The 15,097-nt window shown below is 42.9% G+C and carries 12 protein-coding genes and 1 tRNA gene; 9 read left to right on the forward strand and 4 right to left on the reverse strand.

The genetic code is table 11. From position 1 onward, the window contains the following. Nucleotides 1-85 precede the first annotated feature (85 nt). Together BUC07_RS15700 and dinB are read right to left on the reverse strand one after the other, a co-directional pair. Complete coding sequence (locus BUC07_RS15700) at nt 86-3,025, reverse strand: DNA polymerase III subunit alpha (RefSeq protein ID WP_073171663.1); 2,940 nt, start codon at nt 3,023-3,025, stop codon at nt 86-88. 3 nt (nt 3,026-3,028) lie between these two features. Then, a complete protein-coding gene (gene dinB / locus BUC07_RS15705; RefSeq protein WP_073171666.1) occupies nt 3,029-4,186 on the reverse strand; it encodes a DNA polymerase IV in 1,158 nt (385 codons plus the stop codon). 494 nt (nt 4,187-4,680) lie between these two features. Between dinB and BUC07_RS15710 the strand changes: the two genes are divergently transcribed. After that, nucleotides 4,681-5,274: a hypothetical protein gene (locus tag BUC07_RS15710; RefSeq protein WP_073171669.1), complete on the forward strand. Its 594-nt coding sequence runs from the start codon at nt 4,681-4,683 to the stop codon at nt 5,272-5,274. A 287-nt stretch (nt 5,275-5,561) separates the two neighbouring features. Here BUC07_RS15710 and BUC07_RS15715 read toward each other — a convergent pair. After that, nucleotides 5,562-5,636, reverse strand: a tRNA-Pro gene (locus BUC07_RS15715). A gap of 302 nt (nt 5,637-5,938) precedes the next feature. Here BUC07_RS15715 and trxB point away from each other — a divergent pair. After that, nucleotides 5,939-6,940 (forward strand): thioredoxin-disulfide reductase, encoded by a 1,002-nt coding sequence (gene trxB / locus BUC07_RS15720; protein WP_073171672.1) that lies wholly within the window; start codon nt 5,939-5,941, stop codon nt 6,938-6,940. Between the two features lie 213 nt (nt 6,941-7,153). Here trxB and BUC07_RS15725 read toward each other — a convergent pair whose 3' ends face one another. Next, complete coding sequence (locus tag BUC07_RS15725; protein ID WP_073171675.1) at nt 7,154-8,407, reverse strand: aminotransferase class I/II-fold pyridoxal phosphate-dependent enzyme; 1,254 nt, start codon at nt 8,405-8,407, stop codon at nt 7,154-7,156. A gap of 259 nt (nt 8,408-8,666) precedes the next feature. Here BUC07_RS15725 and BUC07_RS15730 point away from each other — a divergent pair, with 259 nt between their 5' ends. The 7 genes from BUC07_RS15730 to BUC07_RS15755 are packed head-to-tail and all read left to right on the forward strand — an operon-like array spanning nt 8,667 to nt 15,053. Continuing rightward, complete coding sequence (locus BUC07_RS15730) at nt 8,667-9,476, forward strand: outer membrane protein assembly factor BamD (protein ID WP_083578296.1); 810 nt, start codon at nt 8,667-8,669, stop codon at nt 9,474-9,476. Between the two features lie 3 nt (nt 9,477-9,479). Then, the gene (locus BUC07_RS15735) at nt 9,480-9,815 is read left to right on the forward strand and encodes a DNA-directed RNA polymerase subunit omega (protein ID WP_073171678.1); all 336 of its coding nucleotides are present in this window, start codon (nt 9,480-9,482) and stop codon (nt 9,813-9,815) included. Between the two features lie 12 nt (nt 9,816-9,827). Then, nucleotides 9,828-10,388: a flavoprotein gene (locus tag BUC07_RS21355; protein ID WP_245792721.1), complete on the forward strand. Its 561-nt coding sequence runs from the start codon at nt 9,828-9,830 to the stop codon at nt 10,386-10,388. Nucleotides 10,389-10,447: 59 nt separating this feature from the next. Next, complete coding sequence (locus BUC07_RS21360; RefSeq protein WP_245792722.1) at nt 10,448-11,029, forward strand: phosphopantothenoylcysteine decarboxylase; 582 nt, start codon at nt 10,448-10,450, stop codon at nt 11,027-11,029. Between the two features lie 55 nt (nt 11,030-11,084). Next, entirely contained in the window at nt 11,085-11,990 is a 906-nt protein-coding gene (porD, locus tag BUC07_RS15745) for a type IX secretion system protein PorD (protein WP_073171681.1), read from the forward strand. Between the two features lie 11 nt (nt 11,991-12,001). Beyond that, a complete protein-coding gene (recN, locus tag BUC07_RS15750; protein WP_073171684.1) occupies nt 12,002-13,657 on the forward strand; it encodes a DNA repair protein RecN in 1,656 nt (551 codons plus the stop codon). 31 nt (nt 13,658-13,688) lie between these two features. Beyond that, complete coding sequence (locus BUC07_RS15755; protein ID WP_073171687.1) at nt 13,689-15,053, forward strand: sulfatase family protein; 1,365 nt, start codon at nt 13,689-13,691, stop codon at nt 15,051-15,053. The last annotated feature ends 44 nt before the right edge of the window (nt 15,054-15,097 follow it).

Below are 15,097 nucleotides of genomic sequence, written 5' to 3' on the forward strand. Positions count from 1 at the left end.
CGGAATTAATCCTTATGAAAAATAATTCCACCGAAAGAATTAAAATGATTTTTTTCTGTTTTTTATTCATCTGCCTCTTCGGTTTTCACTCTTTCGGATTTGGTTTGTATGGCAGTTTTGCCAGCTTTTCAACTTCGAGCGAAGGGAAGCCAAAGTCTTCCACCACTTTGCCCAGAATCAGGTAAACTCCATTCCCCCTGAACGGGTATTTTTTTAATGAATCCGGAAAATGAACGGTGTCGAAAAATTCACCGGTATAGTCGAGGAAAGTGCCAAAATGCATAATTTCTCTTTTGATGGTACGCACGTATTTTATGGTTACCAGGTTGCCGGTCATTTTTACTTTTCGGCCGATATTATTCGCGAGGTTTCTGGCCATTATTTGCCCCCTGAAGCTGGTTTGCAGCATATCAAAATTGTTTACGCTCAGCGGGAACCCCAGCAGTTCAATTTCATCGTAAGCGTCTTCCAGCTTTTCATGCTGAAACGTCGGCAACTGAAATTTTTTATGTTCGCTGCCAAACAGGCCGGGTGTGTGGTGTTGTTTTGCAGGTTTTTTCAGGTGCAAATGAGCTTCCCACAAAAGCTGTGACTTTTGTTTGCCGGTAAACCTGAAACTGCCCAGTCTGATTAAAATTATCAGTTGTTCTTTTGTGATTGGAACCCGCTCTGTAAAATCAATAAGTGAGTGGTAATTTCCATGACAGTTTCGCTCATTAATCAGCAGTTCGATGGTTGTTTGTTCGAGGTTTTGCACATGAGTAAATCCCAGGTAAATTATAATGCCACGGATGTGTGTCAGTTCATTACTGTTGTTTACACAGGGCAGTTCAATGGTTGCTCCCTGCCTGCGGGCTTCATTTATGTACACCCACGAGCTGTAAAATCCTCCAAAGTTATTGATAACAGCCACCTGGAATTCTAGCGGATAGTGCGCTTTCAGGTAAAGGCTCTGGAAGCTTTCCACGGCGTATGAGGCAGAGTGCGCTTTTGAGAAGGAGTAACCAGCAAAGGATTCAATCTGGCGCCAGACTTCCTGTGTGATTTCATCCGGATAACCGCGTTTTTTGCAGTTGCTGTAGTATTTATCCTCTATCCGTTTGAACTCTTTCAGCGAGCGATATTTCCCCGACATGGCCCTTCGCAGTACATCGGATTCTGCCAAATCCAGTCCTGCAAAATGATGCGCCACTTTTATTACATCTTCCTGATACACCATTACCCCGTAGGTTTCAGCCAGCTGTTCTTTCATAACCGGGTGCAGGTATTTTATGTTTTCGGGATTGTGAAACCGTTTGATGTACTCTTTCATCATCCCCGATTTTGCCACCCCCGGCCGGATTATGGAACTTGCAGCCACAAGGCTGATGTAATTGTCGCACTTAAGTTTTTTCAGCAGCCCCTGCATGGCCGGGCTTTCAATATAAAAACAGCCATTTGTTTCGCCGTTTTTAAGTTGATTTTTAACTTTTTCATCTTCAAAAAGCTTATCCGTTTTTTTGATATCCACTTCATCACCAGTGTTTTCCTGAATAATTTCCACCGCTTCCCTTATGTGGCCGATTCCCCTCTGGCTCAGGATGTCTAATTTTTCAAATCCCATCTCCTCGGCAATGTACATATCCCAGTGGGTGGTTGGGAATCCTTTGGGGGGCAAATCGAGGGCAGTGTAGCAGGTGATTGGTTTTTCCGAAATCAGAATTCCGCCTGCATGAACTGTGCGCAGGTTCGGGAAATCGGCCATTTGAGCGCCGAGGGTGTTTATCATCCGGGCAATTTCATAGTTGTTATAGTCATTTGCAGGATCCTGTATCAGCAGGTCAATTTCTTCTTTTGGCAATCCAAATACTTTGCCCAGCTCCCTGAAAATGGATTTGTTTTTGAAGGTTGAAGTAGCGCCCAGCAGAGCGGTATGATTTTTTCCGTAGCGTTTGAAAATGTAATCCTGCACCTCGTCGCGGTCTTTCCATGAATAATCAATATCAAAATCAGGCGGGCTGGTGCGTTTGGGATTCAAAAACCGTTCAAAATAGAGGTTGAGTTTTATGGGATCCACGTCGGTAATCTTCAGGCAGTAAGCCACAATGCTGTTGGCTCCGCTTCCCCTGCCCACATGGTAAAATCCCCTGGCCATGCTGTATCGGATAATGTCCCAGGTGATAAGAAAATAGGCCGAGAAGCCCAGTTTGTCGATAATTTCGAGCTCGTGAAGCAACCGTTCCCTGGCAAGCGGGTTGTTTCGGCCGTAGCGGTAACCCAATCCGTCCATTGCCAGTTTGTGAAGCAACAGTTTATCGTCGTATTTCGACTGGCTGAACGTTTGTTTATTTTTAATCGTTGTAAAATCAAAATCAATGGAACAGGCCTCCATAACTTTTTCGGTATTCCGGATGATGGCGGCATGGTTTTGAAATACTGATTTCAGTTTTTCAGTTGAAACCATGGTTTCATTTTGATGCGCAAACTGTCCGGGAAGTAATTTGCTGATAAGCGTATTGTGGTCAATTGCCCGGAGGCTTTTGTGTAAAAACCAGCTTGTTTTGTCGGTAACAGTCACCGGCTGCCAGATGAGGAGTTTATCCTGACAGTTTTTGTACGGGGAAGTAAACAGCTTGTTTAATTGCGCCGGTTGTATCCCGGTAAATTCATAGTCTTTCAACTCGCCCGGTTCTTTTGTACCAAAAGGATAAATAATAACTACCTGGCTGAATAGCCATCCTTCTGATGTGTACTCCTTTTTCTCCAGGTTGTGCCACGTGAGGTAATCATTCAGCTCTTTAAAGCCCGTGTTATTTTTTGCAATTCCAATAAACAGCAGTTCATCTCCGTTTTTTACTTCAACGCCTGCAACTGGTTTTAAGCCGGCAGCTTTCGCTTTTTTTACAAACTCCGGAATTCCCATCGTGGTATTGATGTCGGTAAGCGCCATTGCATCCACCTGGTTTCTTCCGGCATTTTCGAGCAGCTGGTCGATGCTCTGCGTGCCATAGCGCAGGCTGTAATAGGAATGTACATTCAGCAGCATAAACTAATTTTTAATTATTCCTGAAGCTTTTCTGATGGCATTTGCACCATAGCGTCGCCTGATTTTATCCATGGAGAGGTACAGCTGGATTTGTTTTTCGTTGTTTTCAAAAAGATTGAGTTGCTGAAACCCGTGAACCAGACCGCCCAGTTTTACTCCTATCAGCCGCACCAACATTCGCCGGTGGTAGAGTTTTCTGAAAAGTGATTTGGCAGTATCGATAAGTACATGGTCGAATGAAGTGTAGGTCACTTTTTTTTGCAGGGTGTGCGTGTCGTAATTGGCATACCTGATTTTTACGGTAACCACCGAGGCGAGCTTCTCTTTTTTGCGCAGCTTGAAACAGAGTTTTTCCGTCATTGCAACCAGGATTTGCTCCAGCATAACTGCATCTATGGTGTCCGTTTCGAACGTTTGTTCTGAGCTCATTGATTTTTCTTCTGAATAGGGAATTACTTTGCTGAAATCGATTCCGTTTGCTCTGCGCCAGATTTCAATGCCGTTTTTGCCAAGTACACTCTCCATCATTTCTACCGGAATTGCGCCCAGTGTTTCAATCGTCGATACGCCCATCGACCTTAGCAGCTGATACGTTTTTGCTCCAATCATGGGAATTTTACGAATGGAGAGCGGGTTTAAAAACGGTTTTACATTAGGTTTATCCACTTGTTTTTCGCCATTGGGTTTGGCCTCGCCGGTAGCAATTTTCGATACGGTTTTGTTTACTGACAAACCATAGGAGATGGGCAACCCCGTTTCGCTGATGATTTTTTGCCGCAGTTCATGTGTCCATTTGGCTGAGCCAAAAAAACGATCCATGCCTGTGATATCGAGGTAATGTTCATCAACCGAAGCTTTTTCGTAGAGTGGGGCAGAGTCAGCAATTACATCGGTAACCAGGCGCGAATATTTGGTGTACAAATCCATATCGCCCCTGATCACAACCGCATCCCGGCATAAATTCAGGGCCATTTTCATGGGCATGGCCGAATGCACCCCAAACATTCTGGCTTCATAGCTGCAACTGGCCACCACACCTCTGTCGGATAAACTGCCAATGATAACAGGTTTGTCTTTCAGTTTTGAGTTTATCAGCCGTTCAACCGATACAAAAAAGGTGTCTAAATCCATGTGTACTATTGTTCTGTCCTGCAACTGCATCTTATCCTTTTCCTGTTTCTTTGCCCACTTAAATATTTATTCGTTTGACTTTTATTTAGTCAAAAATTTAGATTAAAAATTATTCATTAATTTTGATCCTGCAAAATTTTGTGATGGAAAAAAATTGAGTTTTTCAGCGGGCATGAGCTAACATTATGGATCAGAAGAATTTCGGATGAAAGTGTTTGCCGGGTCTTTTTTGCAGCTGATCCTGATTTCATAAAACCAGTTCCAAAACCGGTTCATTTTGCATCACATGTTCAGGGGGTGTAATTTTCATTAATTCATACTATTTCATCCTTATGTCTTTAATTGGATTATTCATATATTTGTTATGGTGCTGCAATTCAGAATGTTGTTCCGTTTTTGGTAAACGATGAAAAAAGATGATGATTAAATACATGCGAGCCCGCCTGACCAGAATACTCGGGCAGGTTCCCTGCCTGCTGTCAGGCAGGTGTACTTTTCTTTGAATAATAAACAATTTTAATAATATGAAGCTAGCAAAAGTCCTTTGGTCCTCGGGTTCACTATTTATTAATGTAACGATTTTGATTTATATCATTTTGTCGGGTAGGGCACCACTTGATTATGAGGCAAGGCACGCCTTTATCAACGAAAATTGGAATATTTACGGAACCCTTTGGAAGGTGGAATTCTTGCTGATGACTATGATTGCCGTTGGAGCTATTTATTTTACAGCGAAAAGCAAAAAAATAAGTTGGTCAATACTATCAACCGGACAGATTCTTTTGTTGGTTACTTACCCGTTAATGCTTGGGGGATTCCGGAATACTCCATTTGAATTGGCAGAAATGGTAAATGAAATAGCAACTGTTGTTTTTCTTTTCGGAAACCTTGTTTTTTTCAGCGGGTTATTTCTTTTGTATTTGAATGATGAGATCCTGAAAAAGGTGTTGAAATATATTGCTGTTGCACTGTCGGGTATTGCGGCAACCATTTTCCTGATAACTTTTGCAGAACTTATCAGCTGGAAACAAGCTATGATAGCAGGACCATTGGTTAATTTGCTTTATTTAATAAATGCCTATTATGGGTTGAGAATAAAATTTTCAAGCATAGAATAAAAACCTAAAATGCCCATACCTGTTGGTGGAATTAAAATATAATATACTGACCTACAGTTCGACTTCGCTCACAATGAAAGTTAAATTGAGCGGAATCCCTGTCTACCGACTGGCAAGGAAGTCTGAAAGCCAGTTCTTTGGGAAATAATTCAGCCAACGCGTATGGCTAATGCGAAGTTTCAATAATAATGAAGTGAAAAGTTTAAATAGCGAGTGTCGCGACAAAAGTGCGACAAGGGCATAAAAAAAGACCTGCAGAAATTTTGCAAGTCTTTGATTTTTAGTTGTCGGGGTGAGAAGATTTGAACTTCCGACCCCTCGCCCCCCAGACGAGTGCGCTAACCAGACTGCGCCACACCCCGATGTTCTATTTCATTTTTTCAGGAACCAAACTACCTGTCCGACTGAATTGTTCAGGCGGGCTCCACACCTCCCGAAAACTTAGGGTTTCGTGGATTTACGGTTAATTTAACCGGAACCGAAAAATTTTGTGCTTGCAAAAGTAAGCTTTGATTTTTGTTCTGCAAATTTTTTTTACAATTTGGAGGATAAATTCTTTTAAAGCTTTATAGTTTCGTTCTATCATAAGTTCATTTTTATTGATTGAAATTCTTGCGGTCTGTTTCTAATGTTTTCTATTTTTGCACCATAAAAAATTACAGCTATGTTTAAACCACTTGATGTTAACGAAAACGAAGAAAATAAAACACCCGTTTCAACTGAGGCGGAGCGTGTTAAATGTTTGATTATTGGTTCGGGACCAGCCGGTTATACAGCGGCAATTTATGCTGCCCGCGCCAACCTGAGCCCGGTTATGTACGAAGGACTTCAACCTGGCGGACAGCTTACTACCACTACTGAAGTTGAAAACTACCCGGGTTATCCTGAAGGGATTACCGGTCCGGTTATGATGGAAGACTTTAAAAAACAGGCCCAACGGTTTGGTGCAGATGTACGGTGGGGACTGGCCACAAAAGCCGAACTTTCAGGCGGTGTGCATAAGGTTTGGATTGATGATAAAAAGTTGATTGAAGCTGAATCGTTAATTATTGCCACCGGGGCAACGGCCAAATATCTTGGTTTGGAAGATGAGAAAAAATATGCCGGGGGTGGAGTGTCAGCCTGTGCTACCTGCGATGGATTCTTTTACCGCGGTAAAGATGTTGCCGTTGTTGGCGGGGGCGATACTGCAGCTGAAGAAGCACTTTATCTGGCCGGATTATGCAACAAAGTTTATATGATTGTAAGGCGCGATGTGTTGCGTGCCTCCAGGGTAATGGCCGAGCGGGTTAAAAAGACACCCAACATTGAAATTTTGTGGAAACACCAGACAAAAGGTCTGATTGGCGAAAATGGAGTAGTGGAAGGTGCCACTCTTGTAAAGAATAAAGGTGAAGCAAACGAGGAAGAAGTGAAAATTAAAATTGATGGATTTTTCCTTGCTATTGGCCATAAACCAAATTCAGAGGTTTTTAAAGATTACCTTGAGACCGATGAAGTAGGTTATATAAAAACTATTCCGGGAACATCAAAAACCGATGTGCCGGGGGTATTTGCCTGCGGCGATGTGCAGGATTCAATTTACCGACAGGCGGTTACTGCAGCCGGATCGGGTTGTATGGCAGCAATGGATTCCGAAAGGTATATATCGGAAAAGAACGCATAATAATTAGGATGTTGAAATAAAAAAAGGAGCTTGTAGCTCCTTTTTTTATTGTCTCTTATTTTGTATTTGTTTTTTATACCATTTTATAGACAAAATTACTCATAAATATTAGTGGTATAATACCGATAGATGTTTAATAATCAGAAATGAACAGCCTGTCCCGGTGAAATCGGGAAAGTGAAGTTGATGATTAAAATTAAACACTAATCGGTATTACATATCAACCTCAACTTTGGCAAATTCGTCTTTTGAATATTTACCATCTTCCAGCTTTTTGCGCACTTCTTTAAAAGCTTTCACGGTATAGTTTACGTCTTCAAGCGAATGCATGGATGTAGGGATCAAGCGCAACATCAGTTCACCTTTTGGTATAACCGGATAAGCAACCAGCGAGCAGAAAACGCCATAATTCTCACGCAAATCAAACACCAGGTTGGTGGCTTCTTCCACTCCTCCTTTCATGTAAACGGGAGTTACCGGTGAGTTGGTTTTGCCCAAATCGAACCCGGCATCTTTTAATCCTTTCTGAAGCGCATTGGCAACAGTCCATAATTTTTCCCTCAGTTCGGGCATAGAGCGCAGCATGTCAAGTCTTTTCAATGCGCCCATTACCATTGCCATTGGCAACGATTTGGCAAATGTTTGCGAACGCATGTTGTAGCGGAGGTAGTAACACACATCAGTATCGCAGGCAACAAAAGCGCCAATTCCGGCCATCGATTTGGCAAATGTTCCAAAATGGAGATCCACTTTATCGGAAACGCCAAAATATTCAGGCGCGCCGGCACCGGTTTTACCCATTACACCAAAACCGTGGGCATCGTCAACCAAAAGCCTGAAGTTGAATTCCTCTTTGAGTGCCGTAATTTCGTCAAGTTTCCCAAGGTCTCCGGCCATTCCAAATACACCTTCAGTAATTACAAGTATTCCTCCCCCTTGTTTTGTGGCTAGTTTTGTAGCTCTTTCAAGCTGCTTGCGCAGGTTGTCAATATTGTTGTGCGGGTAAACAAAGCGTTTGCCCATGTGAAGTCTTACTCCGTCGAGGATACAAGCGTGCGATTCTGAATCGTAAACAATTACATCGTTCCTTCCGCAAACGGCATCAATAATAGAAACCATTCCCTGGTAACCGTAATTCAGCAGAAAGGCATCTTCTTTGCCTACAAAAGAAGCCAGTTCTCTTTCCAGCTGCTCGTGTTTCGTTGTTTGACCTGACATCATGCGGGCTCCCATGGGATAAGCCATACCGTATTTTTCAGCAGCCTCGGCATCTGCTTTTCTAACATCGGGGTGATTGGCCAGGCCCAAATAATTGTTTAAACTCCAGGTGAGTACTTCTTTCCCTCTAAACTTCATGTGGGCACTAATTTCGCCTTCAAGTTTCGGGAACGTAAAATAACCATGCGCTTTTGTCATGTGTTTACCTATATCCCCCTGGTTCTCTCTGAACTTTTGAAATATATCCACGGTTTAAAAATTTTAAGATTTTAAAGTGCAAATGTAAACTTTTTTAAAACTTCGGCAAATGTGTTAAATTATACTAAGCGGTGGCCTTAAATCGGTTAAGGATACTTACTTTCACCGCAGTTTTTAAAACGGTTTATTTGTATTATACTTTTAATGAATCGGTTAACTGAGAATCCGGGAAGACGGAAATCTTTAATTTTCATTGTTTTGAAGTTTTATGTATCTAAAAAAAGGTTATTTTTGCGCCATGTTTAAAAAAGTGAGAAATATTAGTTTGGCAGTTATCGCTTTGGTTATTGTTTCGTCGTGCAGCGATTACAACACAATACTGAAGAGTACTGACTATGAATTTAAGTACAAGAAAGCTGTTGAATATTACGAAGATGGAGAATACGCCAGGGCAGGTACACTTTTTCAGGAACTTGTGAATATCTACCGCGGGACCAGCCGGGCTGATCAGATATACTACTACTATGCCAAAAGCATGATGGGCCAGCAAGATTATTTGATGGCCAAACATTATTTTCAAACACTGCTGAAAGAATTTCCCGGAAGTGATTTTGCCGAGGAAGCCCAGTATATGGTAGGATACACTTCCTATCTTTTATCGCCTAAACCACGGCTCGATCAGGAAGTGACACACGAAGCAATCGATGCACTTCAGCTTTATATAAACCTTTACCCGTACAACGAAAAGGTTGACGAGGCCAACAGGCTTATCGACGAATTGCAGAACAAACTGGTTTACAAATCATACCTTAACGCCAAATTGTATTACGATTTTGAAAACTACAAAGCCGCTGTAATTGCAATAGGGAACAGCCTGGAGGAATATCCTTTCAGCCAGTACCGCGAAGAATTGAAATTCATGCTCCTTAAATCGAAATACCTGTTGGCCATGAACAGTGTGGAGGAGAAAAAAGAAGAACGACTTTCGGATGCACTCGATGAATATTTCGCTTTTGTGGATGAATTTTCTGAGAGCGAACACCGGAAAGAAGCAGATAAATTTTACGAAGAAGTAGCAGATTTATTGAATTATAACGAAGAACAAACGAATATTAATTAGGAAATGGATTATAAAAAAACAAAAGCAGCCCAAACGACAATTCCCCGCGATTTGGATCTTTTAACAAAAGAAACCGGGAACATTTATGAAACGGTTATGATTCTGGCTAAACGGGCAAACCAGATTTCTTCTGAACTCAAAGAAGAGTTAAACCAGAAATTGCAGGAGTTTGCATCGTACACCGATAACCTGGAAGAGATTTTTGAAAACAGGGAGCAAATTGAAATCTCAAAATTTTATGAACGTCTTTCAAAGCCTACATTAATTGCCTTTGAAGAGTTGAAAGAGGGACAGATTTACCATCGTAACCCTTCGCGAGAAAGCAAGCAAAAAATTTAACAAACAGCGCCCATGCGGCTCGATGGTAAAAAAATAATACTGGGAATAACCGGAAGTATAGCTGCCTACAAAGCAGCTTTCCTTTTGAGGCTTTTGGTAAAAGAGGGCGCAGAAGTGCAGGTGGTTATTACGCCCGCCGGCAAAGAATTTATAACTCCCGTAACTTTATCGGCACTCTCAGGCAAACCCGTTATCAGCGAATTTTTTGGCTCTGATGATGGCACCTGGCATTCCCATGTTGATTTGGGACTTTGGGCCGATGTACTGCTGATTGCACCTGCCACCGCAGCAACCATGGGAAAAATGGCCGGCGGCATTGCCGATAACATGCTGGTTACTACTTATCTTTCGGCAAAATGCCCGGTTTTTGTAGCGCCCGCCATGGATCTCGATATGTATAAACATCCGTCAACACAGAAAAATATTTCTGTTTTGAAAGATTTTGGATGTTGCATTATTGAACCGGGAGAGGGCGAACTGGCCAGTGGTCTCGAAGGAAAAGGCCGCATGGAAGAACCCGAAAATATCCTGGAGACACTGGTTGATCATTTCAATCAAAAAAAAAACTGCTGAATAAAACATTTCTTGTTTCGGCAGGCCCCACATTCGAAAATATTGATCCCGTAAGATTTATCGGAAATTATTCGTCGGGCAAAATGGGATATGCCATTGCCGAAGAACTTGTTGGACAGGGCGCTGAGGTTATTCTGGTTTCGGGGCCGGTTACGGTTTCTACGAGCAAAAAAGGAGTTCGGGTAATTCCGGTAAATTCGGCAAAAGAAATGTACGATGCCTGCGTGCATTATTTTCCGCAAAGCGACGGGGCTGTCATGGCAGCTGCGGTGGCCGATTTTACACCCGTAAAACCGGAAAATGTAAAAACCAAACGCGGCAATGAAAACTGGAAAATAGAATTGACACCCACCCGCGACATCGCAGCGGCTTTGGGAAAAATGAAAAAAAGCAACCAGCTGCTGGCAGGCTTCGCGCTCGAAACCAACGACGAACTTGAAAATGCAAAAAGGAAACTGGATCGTAAAAATTTAGATTTCATTGTGCTGAATTCATTGAACGACAAAGGGGCCGGTTTCGGGGGCGATACCAACAAAATTACCATCATCGGGAAAAACAATAATCAACAGCATTTTGAGTTAAAGACTAAGAAAGAAGTAGCGGCCGATATTGTGGAAATGATGGTCTCACTTCTGCGTTAGCGGGTGTGTTTTTCCCGTCAAATTTTTATATTTTTATCGCTTGAAGGAGGTTTTTATGAAGAAAACAATCTTATTATTGTTTGTCCTGTTTTCATCAATAGCGTTGTATGCACAGGAACTTCGCTGCAATGTTACCGTTTCGGCACAACGCATTCAGGGAGCCAATCGTCAGCTTTTCCGTACCATGCAATCTGATATTTACGAGTTCATGAACAACCGGAAATGGACGGAACATGCGTTTACGTACGATGAAAAAATCAGGTGCAATATTCTTATCCGCCTCGACGAACAGATCTCGGCCGATGAGTTCAAAGGCTCCATACAGGTGCAGTTAACCCGGCCGGTTTTCAACTCAAGCTACGAAACTACCGTGCTGAATATTAAAGACAACGATTTTCGCTGTACCTATCAGGAGTTTCAGCCGTTAGAATTCAACGAAACATCAAACCGCGATAACCTGACCAATATTCTCGCTTTTTATGCCTATGTAATTCTGGGTTTCGATTACGATACTTTTTCGCCCGAAGGAGGAACGCCCTATTTTGAGAAAGCCCAGGCCATTGTGAACAATTCGCAGAATGCGCGAGAGCAGGGCTGGAAAGCTTTTGAAAGTGAAAGAAACCGTTACTGGCTCATAGAAAATGTGCTGAACAAATCCTACTCGGCATTCCGCTCGTGTATGTACACTTACCACCGTCAGGGGCTCGACATTATGGCCGAAAAACCAGAAGAGGGAAGGGCCAATATTGCCGAATCTTTACGTGATATTCAAACGGTTTTCCGCCGTCGCCCTTCGCTTTACATCCTGCAAATGTTTTTCGATGCCAAAGCCGACGAGCTGGTCAATGTGTTTTCAAAATCATTCCCGGATGAGCGCAACCGTGTTATGGCAATCCTTGAAGAAGTTGATCCGTCCAACGGTAGCAAGTACGAAAAAATCGCCGAAAGCGAAGGATTTTAATCCAGTCTGTTATGCTGACCAAACTGACTGTAAACAATTATGCACTAATTACCCGCCTGGAAGTTGAATTTCATAGCGGGTTGAATTCTGTGACCGGAGAAACAGGTGCCGGGAAATCAATTATTTTGGGCGCACTCGGGCTGATTTTAGGTAACCGCGCTGATTTGTCGGCGCTGAAAAACAGCGACGAAAAATGTATTGTGGAAGGCACATTCCGCATCGGACAGTATAAGCTGGAACCCTTTTTTGAAAAGTATGATCTGGATTACGACACGGCAACCATCTTGCGGCGCGAAATTACACCGTCCGGGAAATCGCGGGCTTTTATTAACGATACACCCGTAACCCTGAAAGTTATACGCGAGCTGGGATTGCAACTCATCGACATTCATTCGCAACACCAAAACCTGGAACTGGGAAATCAGAAATTTCAACTCAACCTGGTAGATACTGTTGCCGGGTCAGGAAAAATTTTGGGTGAATACAAAAAACTTTATACCGAATTTATTAACCTTCAAAAAGAGCTGAAAGAAGTGACTGAAAAATCGGAAAAAGCAGCCGCCGATCTCGATTATTTTCAGTTTCAGTTTGAACAGCTCGAAGAGGCCGGATTACAGGAAAACGAGCAGGAAGAGCTGGAAGCTGAATTGGAAAAACTCACCCATGCAGGAGAAATAAAAGGCGCTTTTCTGGAAGTACAGCAACTGCTCGACGGGGAACAGTTTTCGGTCATCCAAAACCTGAAAGAGGGTTACAAACGCATTTCCGCTATCCAGGATTTTATGAATGAATTGGAAGAGCTTGCCAGGCGACTGGAAAGCTGCCAGATAGAATTGGAAGATATTCTGGATGAAGCCGAAATGCTTGCCGGAAAAATTGAACACGACCCGGTGCGCATTGAGCAGGTGAACGAAAGGCTGAATCTGATTTACAGCCTGCAACAAAAACATCACGTGGCAACGGTGGGAGAGCTGCTGGAGTTGAAAAATTCTTTTGAAGAAAAAATTGCGCAGGTCACCGGTTATGATGATGAAATAAAAAAACTGGAAAAAGAGCTGGCAGATACACGGGAACAACTGCAGAAAAAAGCTGCTGAACTCAGTTCTGTCAGGAAAGGTTCTTTCCGGAAAATTGAATCCTCGGTTTTGGCAGATTTGAAACAACTGGGCATGCCCAAATCGAAATTTACTGTTCAGCACGAAACCCTGTCGGAATTTACACCTTCGGGTATCGATTCGGTGGCTTTCCACTTTAGCGCCAATTCAGATGTTAAACCGGCAGAAATATCCCGGATTGCCTCGGGCGGCGAAATGTCCAGGCTGATGCTGGCCATAAAAAACCTGTTGCGCACTTCAAAAGCGTTGCCCACTGTTATCTTCGATGAAATCGATTCTGGTGTTTCCGGCGAAATCGCCCTGAAAATGGGAACTATTCTGAAAGCATTTTCTGCATCCACACAAATCATAAATATAACCCACCTACCGCAAATTGCCGCCAAAGGCGATGCTCATTTTGTGGTGTACAAATACGAGGAAGGCGGGAAAACTTTTACTTCCGTAAAACAGCTCGAAGAAAAAGACAGGGTAGAAGAACTGGCCAAAATGGTGGGTGGAGAAACGGTTACCAAATCAACCTTAATCACTGCCAGGGAGCTGCTTAAAAATTAACAAAACTGAAATCAATCTAAACCTGTATATTATGATTTTTGTAAAACCGATCTTATTTTCCTTCCTTGTTTTGGTGGTTTTTTCCTGCAGTAAGTCAACGGAAGAAAAAGCAGAACAGCCCAATTTTATTGTGTTTATTGCCGATGATGCCGCCTGGAATGATTGCGGACCTTACGGAAACGAAAACATTAAAACACCCAATATCAATAAGCTGGCGGAGGAGGGCCTTGTTTTCGACAATGCATTTTTAACTACCAGTTCGTGCAGCCCGAGCCGGTGCAGCATTTTAACAGGCCGCTACCCGCACAGTACCGGCGCACCCGAATTGCACCAACCTCTGCCGGCCGATCAGGTTTTGTTTGCCGGCGAATTGCAGAAGGCCGGATATTACACTGCAGTTGCCGGTAAATATCACATTGGCCCAAAGAGAGCGGAGTTCGACAGTATTTACGGTGGAAGTCCCAGTGGATGTGAATTTTGGGTGGAAGCCCTCCAAAACCGCCCAAAGGATAAACCTTTCTTTTTGTGGCTGGCTGCCCTTGATCCACATCGTGCTTACCAGCCAAATACAATTCCTGAGCCGCACCAGCCTGAAGATGTTATTGTTCCGCCTTATCTGCCGGATAACGATTCCACCCGAAAAGATTTGGCGTTGTATTACGATGAAATTTCGCGATTGGACAATTATCTGGGGAAAGTGATGGCAGAATTAAAAAATCAGGGCGAGGATGAAAATACAGTCGTCATTTACATGAGTGATAACGGACGTCCTTTTCCACGCGCAAAAACCCGTATGTATGACAGTGGTATAAAAACCCCGTTTATTGTCCGCTGGCCGGATAAAGTGAAGAAAGGAAGAACTGATGCATTGGTTAGCTCTATTGATATTGCTCCCACATTTTGCGAGCTGGCCGGCACCGGAATTTCTGAAACTTTTCAGGGATTTTCTTTTGCTCCGGTATTGGAAGATTATTCAGCCAAAACCCGCGAATACATTGCAGCTGAACACAACTGGCACGATTATCAGGCCCATGAGCGCGCTGTCAGAAACACGCGTTTTCTTTATATCCGGAATTCGTTTCCACAACTGAATGCTTCGCCGCCGGCCGATGCTGTACGAAGTATTACTTACCAAAAAATGATTGAATTGTACGAAGCAGGAGAATTGAATGAAAATCAACTCGATTGTTTTATCGCTCCGCGGCCTGCCGAAGAATTATACGATGTGGTGAAAGATCCGTACCATTTTAACAATCTTGCTGAAAATTCCGATTATAAAAATGAACTGCAGGAGATGAGGTTGCTTCTCAATAACTGGATTTCAGCGTTTAACGATTCCATCCCTCAAAACCCAACTCCCGATAAATTTGACCGGTGGACGGGTGAGAGTTTGTAATGTAAGTAAATGAATCCGTCAAGCGGCTCCAGGCCGCTCGACGG

This window comes from Tangfeifania diversioriginum (assembly GCF_900141875.1).
GTDB classification, from domain to species: Bacteria; Bacteroidota; Bacteroidia; order Bacteroidales; family Prolixibacteraceae; genus Tangfeifania; species Tangfeifania diversioriginum.

Coding starts and splice junctions, on each gene's coding strand:
- BUC07_RS15700 (WP_073171663.1), bottom strand. CDS start 3,025: ATGCTGCTGAATGTACATTCCTATTACAGCCTGCGCTATGGCACGCAG.
- dinB (WP_073171666.1), bottom strand. CDS start 4,186: ATGCAGTTGCAGGACAGAACAATAGTACACATGGATTTAGACACCTTT.
- BUC07_RS15710 (WP_073171669.1), top strand. CDS start 4,681: ATGAAGCTAGCAAAAGTCCTTTGGTCCTCGGGTTCACTATTTATTAAT.
- trxB (WP_073171672.1), top strand. CDS start 5,939: ATGTTTAAACCACTTGATGTTAACGAAAACGAAGAAAATAAAACACCC.
- BUC07_RS15735 (WP_073171678.1), top strand. CDS start 9,480: ATGGATTATAAAAAAACAAAAGCAGCCCAAACGACAATTCCCCGCGAT.
- BUC07_RS21355 (WP_245792721.1), top strand. CDS start 9,828: ATGCGGCTCGATGGTAAAAAAATAATACTGGGAATAACCGGAAGTATA.
- porD (WP_073171681.1), top strand. CDS start 11,085: ATGAAGAAAACAATCTTATTATTGTTTGTCCTGTTTTCATCAATAGCG.
- recN (WP_073171684.1), top strand. CDS start 12,002: ATGCTGACCAAACTGACTGTAAACAATTATGCACTAATTACCCGCCTG.
- BUC07_RS15755 (WP_073171687.1), top strand. CDS start 13,689: ATGATTTTTGTAAAACCGATCTTATTTTCCTTCCTTGTTTTGGTGGTT.